General features: G+C 64.0%; 17 protein-coding genes and 1 riboswitch. Of the genes, 6 read left to right on the top strand and 11 right to left on the bottom strand.

Annotated elements, in window-relative coordinates; all coding sequences use genetic code 11:
* Window positions 1-5: 5 nt before the first annotated feature.
* From NKH41_RS03685 to derI, 3 genes are read left to right on the top strand one after another with little or no spacing between them, the layout of a single operon-like run.
* Entirely contained in the window at window positions 6-770 is a 765-nt protein-coding gene (locus tag NKH41_RS03685) for a DeoR/GlpR family DNA-binding transcription regulator (protein WP_023676017.1), read from the top strand.
* 10 nt (window positions 771-780) lie between these two features.
* The gene (locus NKH41_RS03680) at window positions 781-1,539 is read left to right on the top strand and encodes a triose-phosphate isomerase (protein ID WP_352768451.1); all 759 of its coding nucleotides are present in this window, start codon (window positions 781-783) and stop codon (window positions 1,537-1,539) included.
* A gap of 26 nt (window positions 1,540-1,565) precedes the next feature.
* Window positions 1,566-2,009 (top strand): D-erythrulose-4-phosphate isomerase, encoded by a 444-nt coding sequence (derI, locus tag NKH41_RS03675; RefSeq protein ID WP_023676015.1) that lies wholly within the window; start codon window positions 1,566-1,568, stop codon window positions 2,007-2,009.
* On the opposite strand, the gene dhaL is transcribed toward derI, so the two are convergent.
* The 10 genes from dhaL to mtnK form a co-directional block, all read right to left on the bottom strand.
* Complete coding sequence (gene dhaL / locus NKH41_RS03670; RefSeq protein WP_352768453.1) at window positions 2,006-2,644, bottom strand: dihydroxyacetone kinase subunit DhaL; 639 nt, start codon at window positions 2,642-2,644, stop codon at window positions 2,006-2,008. The two genes, derI and dhaL, sit on opposite strands and share 4 nt — an antisense overlap.
* A gap of 9 nt (window positions 2,645-2,653) precedes the next feature.
* Entirely contained in the window at window positions 2,654-3,661 is a 1,008-nt protein-coding gene (locus NKH41_RS03665; RefSeq protein WP_352768455.1) for a dihydroxyacetone kinase subunit DhaK, read from the bottom strand.
* Between the two features lie 69 nt (window positions 3,662-3,730).
* On the bottom strand, window positions 3,731-4,204 hold the full coding sequence (locus tag NKH41_RS03660) for a 6,7-dimethyl-8-ribityllumazine synthase (protein WP_352768458.1): 474 nt from the start codon (window positions 4,202-4,204) through the stop codon (window positions 3,731-3,733).
* Between the two features lie 77 nt (window positions 4,205-4,281).
* Window positions 4,282-4,428, bottom strand: a riboswitch (FMN riboswitch).
* Window positions 4,429-4,544: 116 nt separating this feature from the next.
* Complete coding sequence (locus NKH41_RS03655; RefSeq protein ID WP_352768460.1) at window positions 4,545-6,854, bottom strand: xanthine dehydrogenase family protein molybdopterin-binding subunit; 2,310 nt, start codon at window positions 6,852-6,854, stop codon at window positions 4,545-4,547.
* A 97-nt stretch (window positions 6,855-6,951) separates the two neighbouring features.
* Window positions 6,952-7,422: a nuclear transport factor 2 family protein gene (locus tag NKH41_RS03650; protein WP_352503006.1), complete on the bottom strand. Its 471-nt coding sequence runs from the start codon at window positions 7,420-7,422 to the stop codon at window positions 6,952-6,954.
* Between the two features lie 71 nt (window positions 7,423-7,493).
* On the bottom strand, window positions 7,494-8,480 hold the full coding sequence (locus tag NKH41_RS03645; protein WP_352768462.1) for an FAD binding domain-containing protein: 987 nt from the start codon (window positions 8,478-8,480) through the stop codon (window positions 7,494-7,496).
* A 3-nt stretch (window positions 8,481-8,483) separates the two neighbouring features.
* Entirely contained in the window at window positions 8,484-9,143 is a 660-nt protein-coding gene (locus tag NKH41_RS03640) for a 2Fe-2S iron-sulfur cluster-binding protein (RefSeq protein ID WP_352768465.1), read from the bottom strand.
* A 130-nt stretch (window positions 9,144-9,273) separates the two neighbouring features.
* Complete coding sequence (locus NKH41_RS03635) at window positions 9,274-10,158, bottom strand: helix-turn-helix domain-containing protein (protein WP_352768467.1); 885 nt, start codon at window positions 10,156-10,158, stop codon at window positions 9,274-9,276.
* Window positions 10,159-10,339: 181 nt separating this feature from the next.
* Complete coding sequence (gene mtnA, locus NKH41_RS03630) at window positions 10,340-11,434, bottom strand: S-methyl-5-thioribose-1-phosphate isomerase (RefSeq protein WP_352768470.1); 1,095 nt, start codon at window positions 11,432-11,434, stop codon at window positions 10,340-10,342.
* A complete protein-coding gene (mtnK, locus tag NKH41_RS03625) occupies window positions 11,431-12,702 on the bottom strand; it encodes an S-methyl-5-thioribose kinase (RefSeq protein ID WP_352768472.1) in 1,272 nt (423 codons plus the stop codon). Before mtnK ends, mtnA begins: the two co-directional genes overlap by 4 nt.
* A 135-nt stretch (window positions 12,703-12,837) precedes the next feature.
* Here mtnK and NKH41_RS03620 point away from each other — a divergent pair, with 135 nt between their 5' ends.
* The 3 genes from NKH41_RS03620 (at window position 12,838) to NKH41_RS03610 (ending at window position 16,530) form a co-directional block, all read left to right on the top strand.
* Complete coding sequence (locus NKH41_RS03620) at window positions 12,838-14,349, top strand: sugar ABC transporter ATP-binding protein (protein ID WP_352472280.1); 1,512 nt, start codon at window positions 12,838-12,840, stop codon at window positions 14,347-14,349.
* A gap of 83 nt (window positions 14,350-14,432) precedes the next feature.
* Window positions 14,433-15,428 carry an ABC transporter permease gene (locus NKH41_RS03615; RefSeq protein WP_352932102.1) on the top strand — a complete coding sequence of 332 codons (996 nt, stop codon included), beginning with the start codon at window positions 14,433-14,435 and terminating at the stop codon, window positions 15,426-15,428.
* Window positions 15,429-15,474: 46 nt separating this feature from the next.
* Entirely contained in the window at window positions 15,475-16,530 is a 1,056-nt protein-coding gene (locus NKH41_RS03610) for a substrate-binding domain-containing protein (RefSeq protein ID WP_352455225.1), read from the top strand.
* A gap of 68 nt (window positions 16,531-16,598) precedes the next feature.
* Here the strand turns inward: NKH41_RS03610 and NKH41_RS03605 are convergent, their stop codons facing one another.
* Window positions 16,599-18,653 (bottom strand): bifunctional aldolase/short-chain dehydrogenase, encoded by a 2,055-nt coding sequence (locus tag NKH41_RS03605; protein WP_352768474.1) that lies wholly within the window; start codon window positions 18,651-18,653, stop codon window positions 16,599-16,601.
* Between the last annotated feature and the right edge of the window lie 59 nt (window positions 18,654-18,712).

The raw sequence follows: 18,712 nt of genomic DNA, 5'->3' as shown, positions 1-18,712 counted from the left end.
CGGAAATGAAGAGCGACGGCCGTCGGCAAGGCATCATGGATTTTCTGATGGACATCGGCACCGCCAGTGTCGACGATCTTGCCTCACGCTTCGGCGTGTCAAAGATGACTGTCCACCGCGACCTCGACGAGCTCGAGGAAAGCGGCTTCCTGCGCAAGGTGCGCGGCGGTGCCTCGATCCAGCCGAGCAGCCTTTTCGAGAGCGATTTCCGCTACCGCCAGCGGCTGGCCGGCGACGAGAAGAAGCGCATCGCCGCCGCTGCCGTGACGATGATCGAACCGGGTCAGACGGTGATCATCGACGATGGCTCAACCGCGGGCGGCGTTGCTCGGCATCTTGCCGATCTGCGTCCGCTGACGGTGATCTCGAACAATCTGGCCGTCATCCAGGATTTGGCGGGCGTTGCCGGCATCAACCTGATTGCGCTCGGCGGCCAATACAACAAGAAGTTTCACGGCTTCTTCGGCCTGCTCGCCGAGGACACGCTGAAATCATTGCGCGCCGATGTCGCGTTCCTGTCGTCATCGGCCATCCATGGTGCCTCTGCCTTTCACCAGGATCAGGAAGTGGTCCAGACCAAACGGCTGATGATGGCCGCAGCAGCGCGCAAATATCTGCTGGTCGATCATGGGAAATTCGGCCGCACTGCCTTGCACTTCCTGACAGATCTCAAGGCCTTTGACACGGTCTTCACCGGCCGCGAGCCGCAGCCGCAGATGCGCGCCGCGCTGGATGGTGCCGGCGTTTCGCTGACAGTGATCGCAGAATAGGAGGGCACGTATGGTTTATTGGGTCGGCACCAGCTGGAAAATGAACAAGACGCTCGCAGAGGCGATGGCTTTCGCCGAGGCGCTGGCGGAGTTCGTCCCCGGTTTCGACGAGCGCATCCAGCCTTTCGTCATCCCGCCCTTCACGGCGATCCGCGAGGTCAAGAAAGCGCTGTCGCCGACGCGCATCAAGGTCGGCGCGCAGAACATGCATTGGGCCGACGCCGGCGCCTGGACCGGCGAGATCTCGCCGGTCATGCTGAAAGACTGCGGCCTCGACATGGTCGAGCTCGGCCACAGCGAACGGCGCGAGCATTTCGGCGAGACCGACAACGCCGTCGGTCTGAAGACTGCGGCGGCGGTGAAGCATGGTCTCGTGCCACTCATCTGCGTCGGCGAGACCCTGGCTCAACGCGACAGCGGGCAGGCCGCTGCGGTGCTGGCCTTGCAGGTGCACGGCGCGCTGCAGTTTCTCGAAGGCGCGGCGAAGGCGGCGACGATCCTGTTTGCCTATGAGCCCGTCTGGGCGATCGGCGACAAGGGCGTGCCGGCCAGTTCGGACTATGCCGACAGGCAGCAGGCGCTAATCAAGAAAATCGCACGCGACCTGCTGCCGGTGGTGCCGCCGGTGCTTTATGGCGGCAGCGTCAATCCGCAAAATGCCGCCGAACTGGTCGGCCAGCCCAACCTCGACGGCTTGTTCATCGGCCGCTCGGCCTGGCAGGCGGACGGCTATATCGACATCCTCAAGCGCGCCTCGGCGGCGATCTGAATCACCAAACAGGAAGGAAACGGAACATGAAAATTGCCATTGGAGCTGATAGCGCCGGTAAGCCGCTGCTCGACGTCATTGCCGCTCACCTCGCTACCAAGCCCGGCCTCACGGTTAGCGACCTCAGCCAGTCGGGCTACTATGCCGACCTGTCACAGAAGCTCGCCCAGACCATCCTGGACGGCGAAAACGATCGCGGCATCCTGTTTTGCGGCACCGGCATCGGCGTATCCATATCCGCCAACAAGGTGCCCGGCATTCGCGCCGCACTCACCCACGACACCTATTCGGCCGAGCGCGCGGCAAAATCCAACAACGCCCAGATCATCACCATGGGTGCCCGCGTCATCGGCCCGGAACTGGCCAAGTCGATCGTCGATGCATGGCTTGCATCGGAATTCGATGAGAAGGGACCGTCGGCCGGCAATGTCCAGGCGATCGACAGGCTCGACGCGGCGAAGCGGGGTTAAGCCAGACTGTTCCACATCGCTCTGATAATCGTCACGGCCGATGCGGCGCCGGGGTCCATATGCCCGAGCGAGCGCTCGCCGAGCCGCGATGAGCGGCCCTTGGCGGCGATCATGTCCTTGGTCGCCTCGGCACCTCGTTCGGCCGCTGCAAGTGCAGCCTCCAGGCTCTCGGACAGGCTCTTGCCGGCTTGCTGCGCGGCACCCGCTGCTTGCGCAGCCGGCAGCCAGGCGTCGACCATGGTCTTTTCGCCGAGCTCGGCCTTGCCGCGATCCTGGATGCCTTGCGCCATCGCCCGGAGCATGGCGATAATGTCAGCGTCCTCCAGAATTGCCTTGCCTTTGACGGCGGCGGCACCGCGCATGAAGGCGGTCGCATAGAGCGGGCCTGACGAGGCGCCGACCGCGTTGAGGAAGGATTTCGCCGCAGTGTTGAGCAGCGCCGTCGGCTCGGTCGCCGCGAGGTCGAGTTGCGCTAGTGCATCGCGCGCAGCTGTGAAGCCTAGTGCCATGGCGATGCCATGGTCGGCGTCGCCGATGACGCCGTCGAGTTGGCAGAGCCTGTCCTTGTCGGCGTCGATCGCCGCCGCGATCTCATCGAACATTCTTTTCAAGCCGACTGAATCGATCGAGGTCATGATGCTTTCTCAGCCGGCGCGGAACATGGCGCAGTCGCAAGGATGGTCGAGCATCGCCTGCAACTCGCCGTCGAGATGCATCAGCGTCACCGAGGCGCCGGCCATTTCGAGCGAGGTGCAGTAATTGCCGACCCAGGTCGCGTGGACGGAAATACCGACGTCATCCAGCCTCTGCTTGACGCGTCGGTTCATGATGTAGAGCTCCATCAACGGCGTCGAGCCGAGCGAATTGACCAGAACGGCGACCTTATCGCCGCGCGCCGGCGCCATCTCGTCGAGGACCTTGTCCAGCATTTCGTCGGTGATCTCGTCGGCCGTTTTCAACTTTCCGCGCGCGATGCCTGGCTCGCCATGGATGCCCATGCCAATCTCCATCTCGTCCGGTCCGATCTCGAAATTGGGCCGGCGGGTCTGCGGCAGCGAGCAGGGCGACAGCGCCACGCCCATGGTGAAGGTGTGATCGTTGGCCTTCCTGGCGATACGCTCGCATTCATCGAATGACAGCATCTGGTCGCATGCGGCACCGGCGGCCTTGAAGATGAAGAAATTGCCGGCGACGCCGCGCCGCTTCTGCCTCTGGTCGCGCGGCGCCGAGGCGACATCGTCGGTGGTCAGCACGGTGCGCACCTCGATGTCGTCCATTGCCGCCATTTCGGCGGCCATGTCGAAGTTCATCACGTCGCCGGCATAGTTGCCGTACATGAACAGCACGCCGGCGCCACCGCTGGCCGCCTTGGCGCATTCGAGGATCGGGTCCGGCGGCGGCGAGGCGAAGACATTGCCGATCGCGGCGGCGTCGGCCAGCCCCTTGCCGACGAAGCCAAGGAAGGTCGGCTCGTGGCCCGAGCCGCCACCGATGACGAGACCGACCTTGCCTGGGCGCGGTCCGTCGCGGGCGATAATGGCGCGCGGACTGCCGTCCGCGCTTCTGAGATGGCGCGGATGCGCGGCCAGGATGCCCTCCAGCATCTCGTCGACGGAGCGGTTACCGTCATTGATGATCTTCTTGGTCTGCACCGGCATCCTCCCTGGTTTTCGTGAGATACTACAGCGCCTTACCGGGATTTCCACCCGGCGGTGGAGGTTTCACGCCGCGATGTGTTCGCGTGCCGCCAGCAGTTGCACGCAGGCACTGGCCGCCTCTTTGCCTTTGACCCTGAAATGCTCGAAGAAGAAGCGGTGATGGTCCGCGCTGTCATGGTAGTTGTGTGGCGTCAGCACCGCCGAAAGCACCGGCACGCCAGTCGACAATTGCACATTCATCATGCCGTCGATGACCACGCTTGCAACAAACTCGTGCCGGTAGATGCCGCCATTGACGACGAACGCGGCGCCGAGGATAGCGGCATAGCGGCCGGTCACGGCAAGCGTCTTTGCGTGCAGGGGAATCTCATAAGCGCCAGGCACATCGAAGACATCGACGGCAAAGCGTTTCTCTCCGAGAACCGCCAGTTCCGCCTCGAATGCTTCAACGCATTGGTCGACGATATCGGCATGCCAACGCGCGCGAATGACGGCAACGCGGATCGTTTCATAGTCGTTGTGGGAATGCTGATTCATGGGTCCATCCTTCCGTTTCGAACCAGAATCAGGACGCACGATACGGAGTCCGAACCGCGAAAGCGGACCGTCTTCCATTTCGTTCTCTTCCATCCGGACTGTGACCGTCGGCTCCGGAATCACACCGGATCTGCTGACCCCTCCGGCTAACCGGAAAGCGCTCGCGGGCTTGGGCCGAGACCCTTACCGCCGGTGGGGACTTTCGCCCCGCCCTGAGAACATTGACGGCGTTTGTATGGAAGGACCGGAAAGCGCTGTCAACCACCGGCATCGTCGTCGATGGCGCAGAAATAGCGATCCGTTTCGACCTGGTCACCGTTGAGGGCGAGGGAGGAGAGCGTCAAATGGCGATCACAGGTAAGGCAGGCAGCACCTTGTCCAAGGTGATGGGAAATTCACGCACTCGCACGCCGGCCGCGTTGTAAACGGCGTTGGCGACAGCAGCCCCCGCACCGCACACGCCGAGCTCGCCGAGACCCTTTGCGCCAAGCGGGTTGGCCTTGTCGTCGTCTTCCTCGAGGAAGGCGACCTCCATATCGGGGACATCGCCATTGACCGGCACATGATACTCGGCAAGATCGTGATTGACGAAGTGGCCGTAGCGCGGGTCGAGCACCGTCTGCTCCATCAGCGCTGCACCGATCCCCCAGGTCATGCCGCCGATGATTTGCGAGCGCGCGGTCTTGGCGTTGAGGATACGGCCCGCGCCGATCACAGCCAGCATCCGGCGCATGCGGATTTCACCGGTATCGCAATCGACAGCGACCTCTGCGAAATGCGCGCCATAGGAATGCTGCGAATAGGTCTTGTATGACTGGGTGGTGGCGCCCGCGGCTACGGAGCCTTCGGCTTCGAGCCCGTCGGGAGAGATCCCTCGGATAAGATCGGCCAGGCTCGCCGATCGCTGGCCGACCCTGACCTCGCCGTCGGCAAAGCTTGCCTCGGTGGCGTTCGCGCCGCGCAACGGCGAGGCTTCGTTCGACTGCGCCGCCTCCAGGATCTGTTTCTTGAGGATGTTGCACGCATCATGCAAGGCCGAACCCGCGCTTGCTGCGCCCCAGGATCCGCCGGAGCCGGCGGTACGCGGGAAGCGGCTGTCGCCGAGCTCCACCTTGACGGACGAGATCGGCAGGCCGAGGCTCTCGGCGGCAATCTGAGTCAGGATCGTATAGGTGCCGGTCCCAATATCGGTCATGTCGAGCCGCGCCGTCACCCGACCGTCCCGGTCGATCGCAACCCGCGCCGTCGCCGCGCCGATATAGTTCGGACGGATCGCCGCCGCCATGCCGTGGCCGATAAGCTTGCGGCCCTCCCGAGTTCGGCCCGGTGCCGGGTTTCTCCGCTCCCAGCCGAAACGGCGGGCGCCTTCCTCCATGCAGGCGACGAGATTGCGGGTGGAGAACGGCACGCCGCGCTCGGGATCCTGTGCCGGTTCGTTGCGGATCCTGAGTTCGATCGGGTCCAGACCGGCGCGCTCGGCGAGCTCATCCATGGCGCATTCGAAAGCCAGCATGCCGGGCGCTTCGCCGGGCGAGCGCATCCATTCGCCGCGGTTGATGTCCAGCGGAACCAGGCGATGGCGGGTGAGACGGTTCGGCGCCGCGTAGAGCGAGCGCGCAAAAACTGCCGTTTGTTCGCAGTACTCCTCGAAGCTGGACGTTGCGGACCAGACATCGTGCGCGATCCCGGTGAGCCGCCCGTCAGTGTCCGCGCCGAGACGTACCTGTTGGACCATCTCTGCGCGATGACCGGCATTGGCGAACATCTGTTGTCGCGTCAGCGCGATCTTCACGGGGCGCTGCAGCACCTGCGCTGCAAGTGCGGCCAGGATCGTGTCGGCATGGGCAATCAGCTTGGAGCCGAAGCCTCCGCCGATGAAGGGGCTGACGATGCGCACTCGCTCGAGCGGGATGCGAAGCGTGCTGGCGACCCCGGCCCGGAAGTTCGCGAGGGTCTGCGCCGATGTACGGATCGTCAGCTCGTTGCCTGACCAGGCAGCAAGCGTCGCATGCGGCTCCATCGGATTGTGATGTTCGAAGGGGGTCCCGTAAGTGGAATCGATCTTGATCGGCGCCGTCGCAAAGGCGCGCTCGAAGTCGCCGACCACGCTGTCGGTCTCGAAGCCGGCATTGGTCCGCTTTGGCGCGTAGGCGTCGGCGATATGTCTCGGAAGATCGTAGAGGCCCGGCTCCTCGTCGTAGCGTACTCTGATGAGGCCCGCAGCAGCGCGCGCCGCCTCGAACGTCTCCGCAACGACCAGCGCGACCGGCTCGTCGTAATACCGTACCCGATCGCTGTTGAGCGCGGGCCGGGGGCGCGTGAAGACCTCCGGCACCGTTGGCGTGACCGTTGGGCCGAAATCCGGCTGGGCCGGCGCATTGCGGTGCGTCATGACGAGCAGCACTGCCGGCGCCCGTTCGGCATCGGCCGTGTCGATCTCGGCGATGCGGCCCTTGGCGACGGAGGCGCCGAGAATGTAGCCATAGGCTGTACCATCCAGCTCATTCTCGTAAGCGTATGTGGCGCCGCCCGTCACTTTGAGCGGACCGTCGATGCGGTCGATCGGCCGCCCGATGATGCCAGCATCGGGACGAGGTTTCACCCTTGAATGGGTGGCGGAGCCGGGCAGTCCGGGTATGGTCTCGTTCATAAGTCACCTAAAGATTTTTCATCTGGAGTTCGGAAGCATCGAGGCCGCGACGACGCCGCTCCTCGCACCTTTATGTTCGTCGCGCGGCGGCCGGAGCTCACGCGGCGATCTCGCCGAAATACTCGCGAAATTCGACCAGCCTCCCTGTTGGGCCGGCTCGCATGAAGATCGCATGCAGGCCAGTGTAGGGCGCGCCACCGATTGTCCCGCTCCCGCGATCGCAGACGATGACCCAGTCGGCGGCGAAGAGCTTGAGATCGACGGTCGATTTCGTGATCCTGTTCCCCTGCGCTTGATGCGCGGCGGTCCAGGCTGCGAGTGCCCGTTTGCCCTCCGGCGGTCCGTGTCGGCCTCGTTGCTCGCCGACAGGGAATTGGAAGGTCATCGTCTCATCGCAACAGTCAAGGAATGCCGTCCAGTCGCCAGAGGCCCAGCCGGCAAAGAAGGCGTCTACGGCGGCCTCGAGCCCGTGACGAGCTCCCGGGTCGGATGTGGCGCCCCAGGCTGTGGCGGCAGAGACGAGAAGGCCGCCACCCGCGGCCGCAACGGCGCGTCGCGTGAGTTTCATATCGATCTCCTGCTCGGCGCCGGCATCTGGGAACAGCGGTTCGGGGTCGTCGTCTCTGTCATCGCATCGCCTCATGCACTCTCGGCGGCAGCAGCCAGCGTGTGCCGTATCGTCCGTTTCGCCAGCGGGATCTTGAAACCATTGGCGCCATGACCGACGGCTCCGGCGAGCGCGGCTTCGGCCGCGTCGCTAAAGGCACCGTCGGATGCCGCCGCGCCTGCCAGCGCGCGCTCCGCCTCCGTCGCGCGCCAGGGTTTCGCTGCCACGCCGCCCATGGCGATCCGAGTGCTTCGGATACGGTCGCCGCTTTTCTCGACGATTGCTGCCACCGACACCAGCGCGAAGGCGTAGGAAGCACGGTCGCGCACCTTGCGGTAAACCTGTCGGCCGGGTGGCGGCGGCGGCAGGGCAACCGCAACGACTATTTCGCCGTGGCCGAGCACGGTCTCCACCTGGGGCGTCGCCTCGGGCAACCGATGGAAATCGCCGATCGGGATCGTGCGGGTCTCGCCGCCGGGCGAGACGGTCTCAATCCTGGCGTCGAGCCCGGACATGGCGACCGCCATGTCGGAGGGATGGACCGCAATGCAGGCTTCGCTCGCGCCGAGTACGGCGTGCATGCGATTGAAGCCCTGAAGTGCCGCGCAGCCCGAACCCGGCTGGCGCTTGTTGCAGGGCATGTTGCGGTCGTAGAAATAGGGACAGCGCGTGCGCTGCAGGAGATTGCCGCTTGTCGAGGCCTTGTTGCGTATCTGTCCGGACGCTCCCGCCAGCAGCGCTTGCGTGAGCATCGGGTAGCGCGACCTTACCCGCGGGTCGGCGGCGAGATTGCTATTGCGGACCTGGGCGCCGATCCGAAGTCCGCCTTCCGCCGTCTCCTCGATCCGATCAAGCGGCAGCCGGCTGATGTCGACGAGATGCGCTGGGCGCTCGATCTCGAGCTTCATCAGGTCGAGCAGGTTGGTGCCGCCGCTGATGAACTTGGCGTCCGGCCGGGCCGCAACCGCGGCCGCCGCCTGCTCAGCACTCGCCGCACGTTCATAAGTGAAGGACTGCATTGCTCATGCCTCCTCTGCCGCGTCGCGGATTGCAGCGACAATGTTCGGATAGGCGGCGCAACGGCAGATGTTGCCGCTCATCCGCTCGCGGATCTCGGCATCGGTGAGAGCGACGGAAGCCCCTGCCACGTCGGCGCTCGCATGGCTTGGCCAGCCGGCCCGCGCCTCGCCCAGCATGCCAACCGCCGAGCAGATCTGGCCTGGCGTACAGTAGCCGCACTGGAAACCGTCGCGGGCGACGAAGGCGGCCTGGACCGGATGCAGCCGGTCACCCTCGGCAAGGCCCTCGATAGTGGTGATCTCGTCGCCTTCATGCATTGCGGCAAGCGTCAGGCAGGAATTGATCCGGCGCCCATCGACGAGCACCGTGCATGCGCCGCACTGGCCGTGGTCGCAGCCCTTCTTCGAGCCGGTGAGGCCGACATGGTTGCGCAGGGCGTCGAGCAGCGTCGTCCGCGGGTCGAGCTCGACGGCAAGATCCTTCGCGTTGATCCGTAACGACATCGTCATCGTCGGTAGCGGCGAGGACGATGCAGCCGCCATGACGGTCTCGGCCGGCTCGGCGTCAACCGGTAGTCCGGTAGCCAGCAGCACCCCGGTCGCAACACCGCCTTCCAATACCATCCGACGCGTCGGCCCGCTCCTGTTGTCCGTTTTGGCCATGCATGATCTCCCAGCCGCAATGAGGCGCAGACGGCAACTTGACCCGAGCGAACCCTCGGGTTCTGTCACCCAACGACACTGGAGGTGGGAGTGCGGGCGGCGGCTTTCTTTCAAGAAACCGGCGGCACTATCAGGATTCTGGAGAAGAATTCACCCGATAGGCACGAGGCGTCATGCCCCTCAGACGTCGGAAGGTCGTGGTGAAGTGGCTCTGGCTTGAGAAGCCGAGCCGAAAGGCAATGACACCGATCGACAAACCCGTTTCGCGCAGCAGCGCCTCCGCTCGCCGCACCCGTTCCTCGATCACATAGGCGTAGGGTGCAAGGCCGGTCGTCGCCTTGAAGCGACGCGCAAAACTGTCGACGGCCATGCCCGCGGCGGCTGCCAGCTCGCTTAGCGAAATGTCGGAATTCATATGCGCATCGATGTAATCCCGAACGCGACCAAGTGCCCGGCGGCTGAGACAGCCGTGACGTACAAACCGCGGTTGCTCCCGGCTCAGGTTGGCCACGCGGAGACTGACGAGGGCGACCAGATGCTCGACATAGGCAGTGTCTGGCTTGTGGCCGAGTGCCATCTCGTCACGAAGCGAACTCAAGAGCGTGGCGACGACCGCGTCTTTCTTGTTTACCAGTATAGGCAGGTTCCTCAGGCGTTCGCATCCGGGAAGCCCGATATCGGGATCGATCCACAGGGCTGAATAGGAGAGGTTTACATCGCGATAGAAGCCCTGTCGTTCCGCGCCTGCCGGGACGAAGGTGAGGGCTCCGGGACGGTCCATTCCGTCGTAAAGGGATCGTGCCTCGTGCCGGATGGATGTATGGGACGTGCCGCCTTCTTCGGTCAGCACGATCAGATGATGAGGGGCTGTCCAGCGGAGCTCCGCCTCCCGGCACGCCCACCGCCGGTTGTCGAAGACGATCGAGGAACTGATCCATGACGCGGTTTGCAGGGGCTCCGACTTCTCGTCCTTGCTCCGAACCCGTCCGTCACCAAGCAACGGTCTGAATGACATCGCGGTATCCCGCTGGTTCACTCGCCGAGCCGTGGGCAGCCCCGGCTTCGAGCGTTGGGCGCCGCCCCGCCGCTACGCATCCGGCCGTCCATGTGGGACAGGCAACGGGCGTTTTTAACCGTGCCGTGTTCAAGAAATCGTGAGATCAGGCAAATCCGGAGCACCCTCCCGGAAAAGCCGATCATCCGCGCTCGGGAAACATCGCCCTCAGGCCTTCGCGCGAGGCCGTAGCGACACCGCGTTCGGTGATCAAGCCGGTGACCAGCCGCGCCGGCGTCACGTCGAAGGCCGGATTGGCCGCCGGCGTGCCTTCCGGCGATACGCGGACCTGGGCGATCTCGCCGGAAGCGGTCTTGCCCCAGACCAGTGAGACCTCGTCGGGCGAGCGCTGTTCGATCGGGATGTCGGCCAGCCCGTCGCCCACGGTCCAGTCGATCGTCGGCGACGGCAGCGCGACATAGAACGGCACGTCGTTGTCGGCGGCGGCCAGTGCCTTGAGATAGGTGCCGATCTTGTTGCAGACATCGCCGTCGGCGGTGGTCCTGTCGGTGCCGACGACGACCATGTCGATCTGGCCGCGCTGCATCAGATGGCCGCCGGCGTTGTCGACGATCAGCGTATGCGGCACGCCGTGGCCGGCCATCTCCCAGGCGGTCAATTGGGCACCCTGGTTGCGGGGTCGCGTTTCGTCGACATAGACATGGACTGGAATACCGGCTTCCGTCGCCAGATAGATCGGCGCGGTGGCGGTGCCGTAGTCGACGGTGGCCAGCCAGCCGGCATTGCAGTGGGTCAGGATATTGACTGGTTCGCCGGGCTGCTTGCGCGCCGCGATCGCCTTGATGATTTCGAGCCCATGGGCGCCGATGGCGCGGTTGAGGCGGACATCCTCGTCGGCGATCTCGCCGGCACGCCGATAGGCAGCCGCGGCACGTTCTGCCAGGGGAAGCGTCAGCAGGAAGCGCTGCATTTCGTTCAGCGCCCAGCGCAAATTAATCGCCGTCGGGCGCGTTTCGTGCAAGGTTGCCCAGACGGCGTCGAGTGCTGCGTCCGACGGATCGTCGGCCATCTGCATGGCAACGCCATAGGCGGCGGTGACGCCGATCAGCGGCGCCCCGCGCACCCACATGTCGCGGATTGCCGTGGCGATGCCGGCGACGGTATCGATCTTTTCGATACGGAAATCATGCGGCAGCCAGCGCTGGTCGATGATCTCCACCGAACGCCCGTCGTCACTCGGCCAGATGGTGCGGTAGTGGCGGTCGCCGACGTTCAAATCCTGCTCTCCCGTTCGATCAGCGCGGCCAACCGGTTGACCTCGTCGATGCTGTGGATCTGGCGCCGGCTGACGGCGAGGTGACGGCCGAATTTCAGCGCCTTTGCCTCACATCTGGCGCGCAGATCCGGATCGGCAATGGTCTCGAAATCGGCATTGTGGGCAAGGCCGAGAATTCGCCGGTGAACCTCGACGCCGGCAAAGCCGAGCAGATCGGTCCAGATCGAATTCAGCATGTGGTCGAGCGCCTGCTCGGCGCCAAGCCTGTCGCCCTGATCTTCGAACAGGCTCTTCTGGTAGAGCATGCCGGTACGCTCGGTTCGCCACAGATGCGAGAACTCGGCGCGAAACACCGACCATGTCTCGACCGTAACGCCGATCAGATAGTCACGCATGGCGTCGCGGCTTCCGTCCTGTTCATGGCCGCGCTGCGAGAAGAACGCCATCCAGAAATTGGCGAGCAGCATGCCGACGTCGAAGGCGATCGGCCCGTAGAAGGCGAATTCGGGGTCGATCATCCGCGTTTCGGTGTCGGTAACCATGATCGAGCCGGAATGCAGGTCGCCATGCAGCAGCGTCTCGGCATTGGCAGCGAACATGTGCTTCATGCGCTGCGCCTCGACCTTGAGGTCGCGGTCGGCGCGCAGCTCGGCGACAATGCCGTCGAGCTGCGGGCTGGTGTGCCGGTTCATCTTGGCGTCGAAATACGGATCCGAGAAAACCAGGTTCTCGGTGATGTCGCAGAGTTCGACATTGTCGGCGAACAGCGCCAGATCGGCCTTGCGGTCCTTGGTCGCCATATGCAGGTCGGAGCCGCGAAACAGCGTGCGGGCCATGAACAAGCCGATGTCTGTCGCGATGTTGGGCAATTGCCGGCCTTCGATCAGCGCCCGCCGCAGGATAATGTGCGGCGACAGATACTCCATGATGATCAGCGCCTGGCCTTCGTCGAAGTGATAGATATAGGGCACCGAACCCGGCGCCCGCGCCTGTTGCCGCTTCAGCGCATGGTATTCGAAGAAGGAGCGTTTTAGCGGCAGCGGCCAGCTGTCGCCGACCAGCCGGACGTAGGGCAGGGCCTGCTTGACGACGGCCGCACCCTCAGCACCCTCGACGATGAACACCAGGTTCAGATTGCCGTCGCCGACTTCACGAACCTTCCACTGGCTCGTATCCTTGCCGATCTGCGAACACAGGGCCTCGTTGGCACCGAGACGGCCCGCCAGTGTCTCGACCGACAGTGCTTCGAACGGCGATTTCCCAGTCATCCTCACCTCCCGCTCATGTGCTCCGATGATAGCGGAGCCAACGCGGTCGGGCCAAGCTAGGAAGCCTGCTGGCAATTGTCAATCGTGTTGACAATTGCCGATATAGCCCATAGCGTCATGTTCAGGGAGGAACGAATGGGCAATGATGCCGTGTTCCGCGTCGACGGCCTGAGGAAATCCTTTGGCCATATCGAGGTGCTTGGCGGCGTCTCGCTCGAATTGCGTGCCGGCGAAGTGACCGTGCTGATGGGCGCCAACGGCGCCGGCAAATCCACCCTCGTCAAGATCATCAGTGGTGTCTACGACCATGGCGGCGGCACGATGTCGCTTGCCGGTCACGTGTTCGACCCGAAAACGCCGGCGGAGGCGATCCGCGCCGGCGTCGTTACCGTCCACCAGAACATCAATGACGGTGTCGTCGCCGACCTCGACGTCGCCACCAACCTTACCCTCGACAGGTTGAGCGGCAGCGGCGTGCCGACCCTGTTCAATCCAGGCCGGGTGCGTCGCGAGGCAAAGGCGGTGGCCCACCGCATGGGACTGGCCATCGACCTCAAGGCCCGGATCAGCGATCTCTCTCTGGCCGACCGCCAGATGGTGGCGATCGCCCGCGCCATGGCGCACCGGCCGAAAGTGCTGATCCTCGACGAGCCGACCTCCTCGCTGTCCAGCGCCGAAGCCGACCGGCTGTTCGCGCTGCTCGACCGGCTTCGCCAGCAAGGCGTGGCCATCCTCTACATCTCGCACCGTATGTCGGATATCAGACGGCTTGCCGATCGCATCATTTCGATGCGCGATGGGGTTATCTCAGGTATCTTCGACAAGAAGCCGCTGGATTACGAAGGTGCGGTCAACGCCATGCTCGGCCGCAAGATCCAGCTCGAGCGGATCGTCGCCAGGAATTCGGCCAAAGCAATTTTCACTGCCGACGCGCTGCGGATTGCTGAAGGCGCCAGGCCGATCTCGCTGACCCTCGGCGATGGCGAGGTCGTTGCCATCACCGGCCTTGTCGGTGTCGGCAAGACCGTGCTCGCCGAGACGCTGTTCGGCCTGCGCCAGCCGCTGGCCGGGACCATGGTGCTGAACGGGAAACCTTATGCTCCGGCATCGACCGGCGAAGCGATTGCCGCCGGTGTGTTTCTCGTCGCCAAGGACCGAGGCGAAAACGGCATCGTCGGCGACTTCAACATCCAGGAGAATATCAGCCTGCCGTTCCACAGCCGCATGTCGCGTCTCGGTGTTCTCAAACGCCGTATCGAACGCGCCATTGCCCGCCAGCAGATCCAGGAGCTCGGCATCGTCTGCCGCTCGGAGAGGGACGAGATGGCGTCGCTTTCCGGCGGCAATCAGCAAAAGGTGATGGTCGCCCGCTGGATGTCGCAGGCGGCAAGGCTTTTCATCCTCGACGAGCCCTTTCAGGGCGTCGACATTTCGGCTAGGCGCGACATCGCCGCCAAGCTGCGGGCCAGCGCCCACGGCCGCGCGACGCTGCTGTTCGTCACCGAACTCGACGAAGCCCTGGAGACGGCCGATCGCATCCTGGTGATGTCGGAGCAGACGATCGTCGGCGAGCACCGCAATACCGATGTCGATCTCGAGCGTCTGCTGGCCGAAGTGGCGGGCGGGCCGCTGCACAGCGCAGCCTGACGGCGGGATGACGATGAGAATTGGAATGGAGAGGGCATGAATTCGGGTTGGATAAAGACGGTGCCGGCGTGCGGGAGCGCTGAATGATCCTGCGCGACAATGCTATTCGCTACGGCTTCATCGTTCTGTTGTTCGGGCTGATCGCCTATTTCGCCGTCGCTGCCGATGGTTTCGTCTCGCCGCAAAGTGCTGTCTTCATCTTCCAGTCGGTCGCCATCACCGGCGTTCTGGCGCTCGGTGTCACCGCCACGCTGCTCGTCGGCGGCTTCGACCTGTCGATCGGCTCTGTCGCCACCAGCGCCATGATGGCGGCTGCCTATGTCATGGTGGTGCTGGGGCAGAACGCCGTCGTGGCGGTCGTCGTCTGTCTTGTGATCGGCGCCGTCGTCGGCCTGATCAATGGCTGGCTGATCGTCTATATGCGGGTTCCGGACCTTTTGGCGACGCTCGGCATGATGTTCCTGCTTGTCGGCCTGCAGCGCATCCCGACCGAAGGCCGTTCGATCGCCACCGGCATGACCATGCCCGACGGCTCGGTCGCCAACGGCAGCTTCGGCGCCGCGTTCCTGGCGCTTGGCCGCCATCGCTTCGATTTCTTCATCCCGAACCTCATTCCGGTGTCGGTCGTCGTTCTGCTCGTGCTGGCGGTGCTGATCTGGTTCTTTCTCGAATACACGCGTTTCGGGCGCATGATGTATGCGGTCGGCAGCAACGAACGCGCCGCAGAACTCGCCGGCGCGCCTGTCAAGGCATACAAAATCTGGGCCTACGTTATTTCGGGAGTTTTTGCCTCGATCGGCGGCATTTTGCTCGCTGCCCGGCTTGGACGCGGCGACATCGCCTCGGGTAATAATCTGTTGCTCGACGCGGTGGCTGCGGCACTCATCGGTTACGCGGTTCTCGGCGCCGCCAAGCCGAACGCCTTCGGCACGGCTGTCGGCGCGGTGTTTGTCGGCGTGCTGCTGCAGGGCCTGACGATGATGAACGCGCCTTACTACACGCAGGATTTCGTCAAGGGCGTGGTTCTCGTGGTCGCCCTTGTCTTTACCTTCGCCCTTTCCGGCAGGGGCAGGAGATAGGGTTCGACCGGGTCACATTTTGGGTTCAACAAGTGGAGGAAACGACGTGAACATCACAAGAAGGCTTTTGGGGAAGGCAGCGCTCGGGCTTGCCGGCGCAACATTGCTGATGCAGTTGCCGGCGATGGCGCAGGACAGGCCGGCGCCGTTCGACAAGCCGGGTGCCGTCAAGATAGCGCTGGTCCGCTATCTCTCGACCGGCGACTTCTTCCAGGCCTATCTTTCCGGCGTCGAGGCGCAGGCCAAGGCGCTCGGTGTCGACCTGCGCGTGCTCGATAGCCGCCAGGACGCGGCGCTTCAGGCGGACATGGTCGACCAGGCTATCGCGCTCGGCGTCCAGGGCATCATCATCCAGCACGGACTGACGGAATCGATGAAGGACGCCGCCCAGCGTGCGGTCGACGCCGGCATCAAGGTCGTCGCCTTCGACGTCAATGTCGAAAACCCCAAGATCCCGCAGATCGAACAGTCCGACCGCGACCTCGCGCGCCTGGCGCTCGAACAGGCGGTCAAGGACAATGGCGAGAGCTGGAAGGCCGGCTATGTCTATGTCGCCGGCATCGCGCCGCTCGACCGCCGCAACGAGACCTGGGTCGAATTCAAGAAGAAATATTCGGGCATCAACGAAGCCGCCATGTTCGGCACGCTCGACAATCCGATCGCCAATTCGGTCGCCAACCAGGCCCGTTCGGTGCTATCGGCCCATCCCGACATCAAGGTGATGTTCGCGCCCTACGACGAATTCGCCAAGGGCGTGAAGATCGCGGTCGACGAGGCCGGGCTGAACAAGGACATCAAGATCTATTCGGCCGACATCTCGACCTCGGATATCGCCGCGATGCGCGAGCCGGACAGCGCCTGGGCGGCAACCGCCGCCACCAACCCGGCCGTCGTCGGCCAGGTCTCGGTGCGTGCGCTGGCGCAGCTCTTGGCCGGCGAGGATCCCGGCCACAACGTCATCGTGCCGCCGACGCTGATCACCCAGAAGGATCTGCTCGACAAGGACATCAAGAACATGGAGGACCTCTCGGCCAAGCTGCCGCAATTCGCCCATGCCGATGTCGCGATGCCGACCTGGATGCCGAACCCGAACGCGAAGTGACTTTCACTATCGGCAAAGGAAAAGAGCGGCTCGCGAGCCGCTCTTTTTTGTTGGTCCGGTGTTTAGATCTATCTCAACGCCGCCGCGATGTTGCCGCCGTCGACCGTCGTCACATCGGCGGTGGTCCGCTCGGCCAGCGCTTGATGCAGAAAGGCCTGGGCGACGTCTTCTGCCGTCACTTCCTGCCCGAGCAGGTTGCCCGACATGTACTCCTTCTCCGACACGCCGCGCGCGCCCGAGCGGCTGGCGATCATGGCGTCGGTCAACAGCCCCGAACGGATGCGGTCGGCGTTGACGGCATTGGAGCGGATGCCATGGGCACCGTAGTCGAGGGCATATTGCCTGGACAAAAACAGCGTTGCCGCCTTGGGAATGCCATAGGCGCCGAACTTCGGCCCCGGATTGACCGCCTGCTTGGAGGTATTGAACAACAGCACGCCGCCGGTGCCCTGTTCCAGCATGATGCGCACGGCATTCTGCGCCGCCGACTGGTGGGCGAAGAAATTGAGTTCGAAACTCTTGCGCAAGGTGGCGTCGTCGAGCTCGCCGATCCGGCCCTCCCAGGCAGCACCGGCATTGGAGACAAGAATGTCGAGGCCGCCGTAGACCTCGACCGCTTTGTCGAAGGCGGCGCGCATCTGCACCGGTTCGGTGATGTCGGCGCCAATGCCGATCGAACCGTTGCCGGCTTTTTTTGCCACCTCGGCAGCCCTTGACGCATCGAGATCGACGACGACGGCATGGGCACCGTTGTCGGCGAACAGCTTTGCGGTGGCAGCACCGATCGCGCCGGCGCCGCCGGTGACCAGCATCACCTGGCCGGTCAGCGGCTTCGGCTTGTTGGCGGCGAGCTTGGCCTGTTCCAGCGACCAGTATTCGAGCGGGAACAGGTCGGCTTTGGAGAGCGGGCGGAAATCGCCGACGGCTTCGGCGCCGCGTACCGCCTCGATCCACATTTCGCCGACGTCGGAGGCGATCTTCGCATCCTTGAGCGTGCGACCGTGGCCGAACATGCCGAGGCCGGGCACCAGCGTCAGCCGCGGCATCGGGTCGAGCATGGTGCGCTTCACGTCGTCGAGCGCATCATTGGTTTCGAAATAGGCGCGATAGTCCTTGGCGAATTTCTCGACATGCTGGCGGATGACGGATTTGTAGTCGCCGACCTTGTCCGCGTCGGGCGCCGGCAATGCCATCGGTCCGGTCTTGATGCGGATCGACAGGTCGGGTGTCGACACACCGCGACCGGCATAGTCGGCAATTTTTGCCGAATTGATGAAATCGACGATCGCATCCGAGGTGCGGAAATCGCTGATCATCCGGTCGAAGCGGCCTTCGCCGCGTGCCACCGCCACTGCGCCGCGCAGCATCGGCGCAATCTCCGCGGGCTTCGCCAGCCTGGCCGGCAGTGCCACTTTTTCGGTGCGCGGCTTGCCGTTCCCGGCGATGAAATCCTCGGCGACGGTCACATAGTGGATCATCCGGTCGTAGGCCTGCCTGGCATCGTCGCCGAAGGTGAAGATGCCGTGCTTGTCTAGGATCAGGCCTTCGACCGTCGGATCGGCGTCGAATACATCGGCGGCCGCCTTGGCCAGATCGAAGCCCGGCATGATGTAAGGCACGAAGCCCATCTTTTCGCCGAACACCTTGCGGCTCAGCGCTTCGATGTCCTCCTGGTCGACGATGGCCAGGATTGCCGTCGAATGCGTGTGGTCGACGAATTTGTGCGGCAGGAAGGCGTGCAGCAGCGTCTCGACCGAAGGGTTGGGCGAGGACGGATCGATGAGGTTCGCCCGCTGCAGCGCGACCATGTCCTCGTCGGAGAGCTTCTTGAGCGACCGCGCCTTCAACAGCGCGCCGAGCTTGACCGCCGGCAGGCCCTGCGGCTCGATGACGCCCATGTCCCAGCCGCTGCCCTTGACGCAGAGCACGTCCCATTCGTCGCCGACAAGGTCGGTGGCCTTGGTCTTGCACGATGTGTTGCCGCCGCCATGCAGGACGAGCCGCGGCTCGCCGCCCAGCAGCCTGGTCGTATAGACGCGCAGCGCCAGGTCGCGGGCCACACCCTTCTTTGCATAGTCGGCGACCAGCTTCTCCGCCTCGCCGTCATTCCACAGGTTCTTCATGTCAGCTTCGTCCGATTTCTCTTTTGTTGTGAACAGGAATACCGCGACGCCTTGATGAC

This window comes from Mesorhizobium sp. M1169, assembly GCF_040318345.1.
Taxonomy (GTDB): domain Bacteria; phylum Pseudomonadota; class Alphaproteobacteria; order Rhizobiales; family Rhizobiaceae; genus Mesorhizobium.
The sequence above is the reverse complement of the archived record's forward strand: the minus strand, read 5'-3'. Positions and strand labels throughout refer to the sequence as shown.

Bases quoted from the DNA above. Each gene is read 5' to 3' on its own strand.
- NKH41_RS03635 (WP_352768467.1), bottom strand. From the start codon at position 10,158: ATGTCATTCAGACCGTTGCTTGGTGACGGACGGGTTCGGAGCAAGGAC.
- NKH41_RS03645 (WP_352768462.1), bottom strand. From the start codon at position 8,480: ATGCAGTCCTTCACTTATGAACGTGCGGCGAGTGCTGAGCAGGCGGCG.
- NKH41_RS03680 (WP_352768451.1), top strand. From the start codon at position 781: ATGGTTTATTGGGTCGGCACCAGCTGGAAAATGAACAAGACGCTCGCA.
- NKH41_RS03620 (WP_352472280.1), top strand. From the start codon at position 12,838: ATGGGCAATGATGCCGTGTTCCGCGTCGACGGCCTGAGGAAATCCTTT.
- dhaL (WP_352768453.1), bottom strand. From the start codon at position 2,644: ATGACCTCGATCGATTCAGTCGGCTTGAAAAGAATGTTCGATGAGATC.
- NKH41_RS03660 (WP_352768458.1), bottom strand. From the start codon at position 4,204: ATGAATCAGCATTCCCACAACGACTATGAAACGATCCGCGTTGCCGTC.
- NKH41_RS03655 (WP_352768460.1), bottom strand. From the start codon at position 6,854: ATGAACGAGACCATACCCGGACTGCCCGGCTCCGCCACCCATTCAAGG.
- mtnK (WP_352768472.1), bottom strand. From the start codon at position 12,702: ATGACTGGGAAATCGCCGTTCGAAGCACTGTCGGTCGAGACACTGGCG.
- NKH41_RS03605 (WP_352768474.1), bottom strand. From the start codon at position 18,653: ATGAAGAACCTGTGGAATGACGGCGAGGCGGAGAAGCTGGTCGCCGAC.
- derI (WP_023676015.1), top strand. From the start codon at position 1,566: ATGAAAATTGCCATTGGAGCTGATAGCGCCGGTAAGCCGCTGCTCGAC.
- NKH41_RS03640 (WP_352768465.1), bottom strand. From the start codon at position 9,143: ATGGCCAAAACGGACAACAGGAGCGGGCCGACGCGTCGGATGGTATTG.
- NKH41_RS03650 (WP_352503006.1), bottom strand. From the start codon at position 7,422: ATGAAACTCACGCGACGCGCCGTTGCGGCCGCGGGTGGCGGCCTTCTC.
- NKH41_RS03685 (WP_023676017.1), top strand. From the start codon at position 6: ATGAAGAGCGACGGCCGTCGGCAAGGCATCATGGATTTTCTGATGGAC.
- NKH41_RS03615 (WP_352932102.1), top strand. From the start codon at position 14,433: ATGATCCTGCGCGACAATGCTATTCGCTACGGCTTCATCGTTCTGTTG.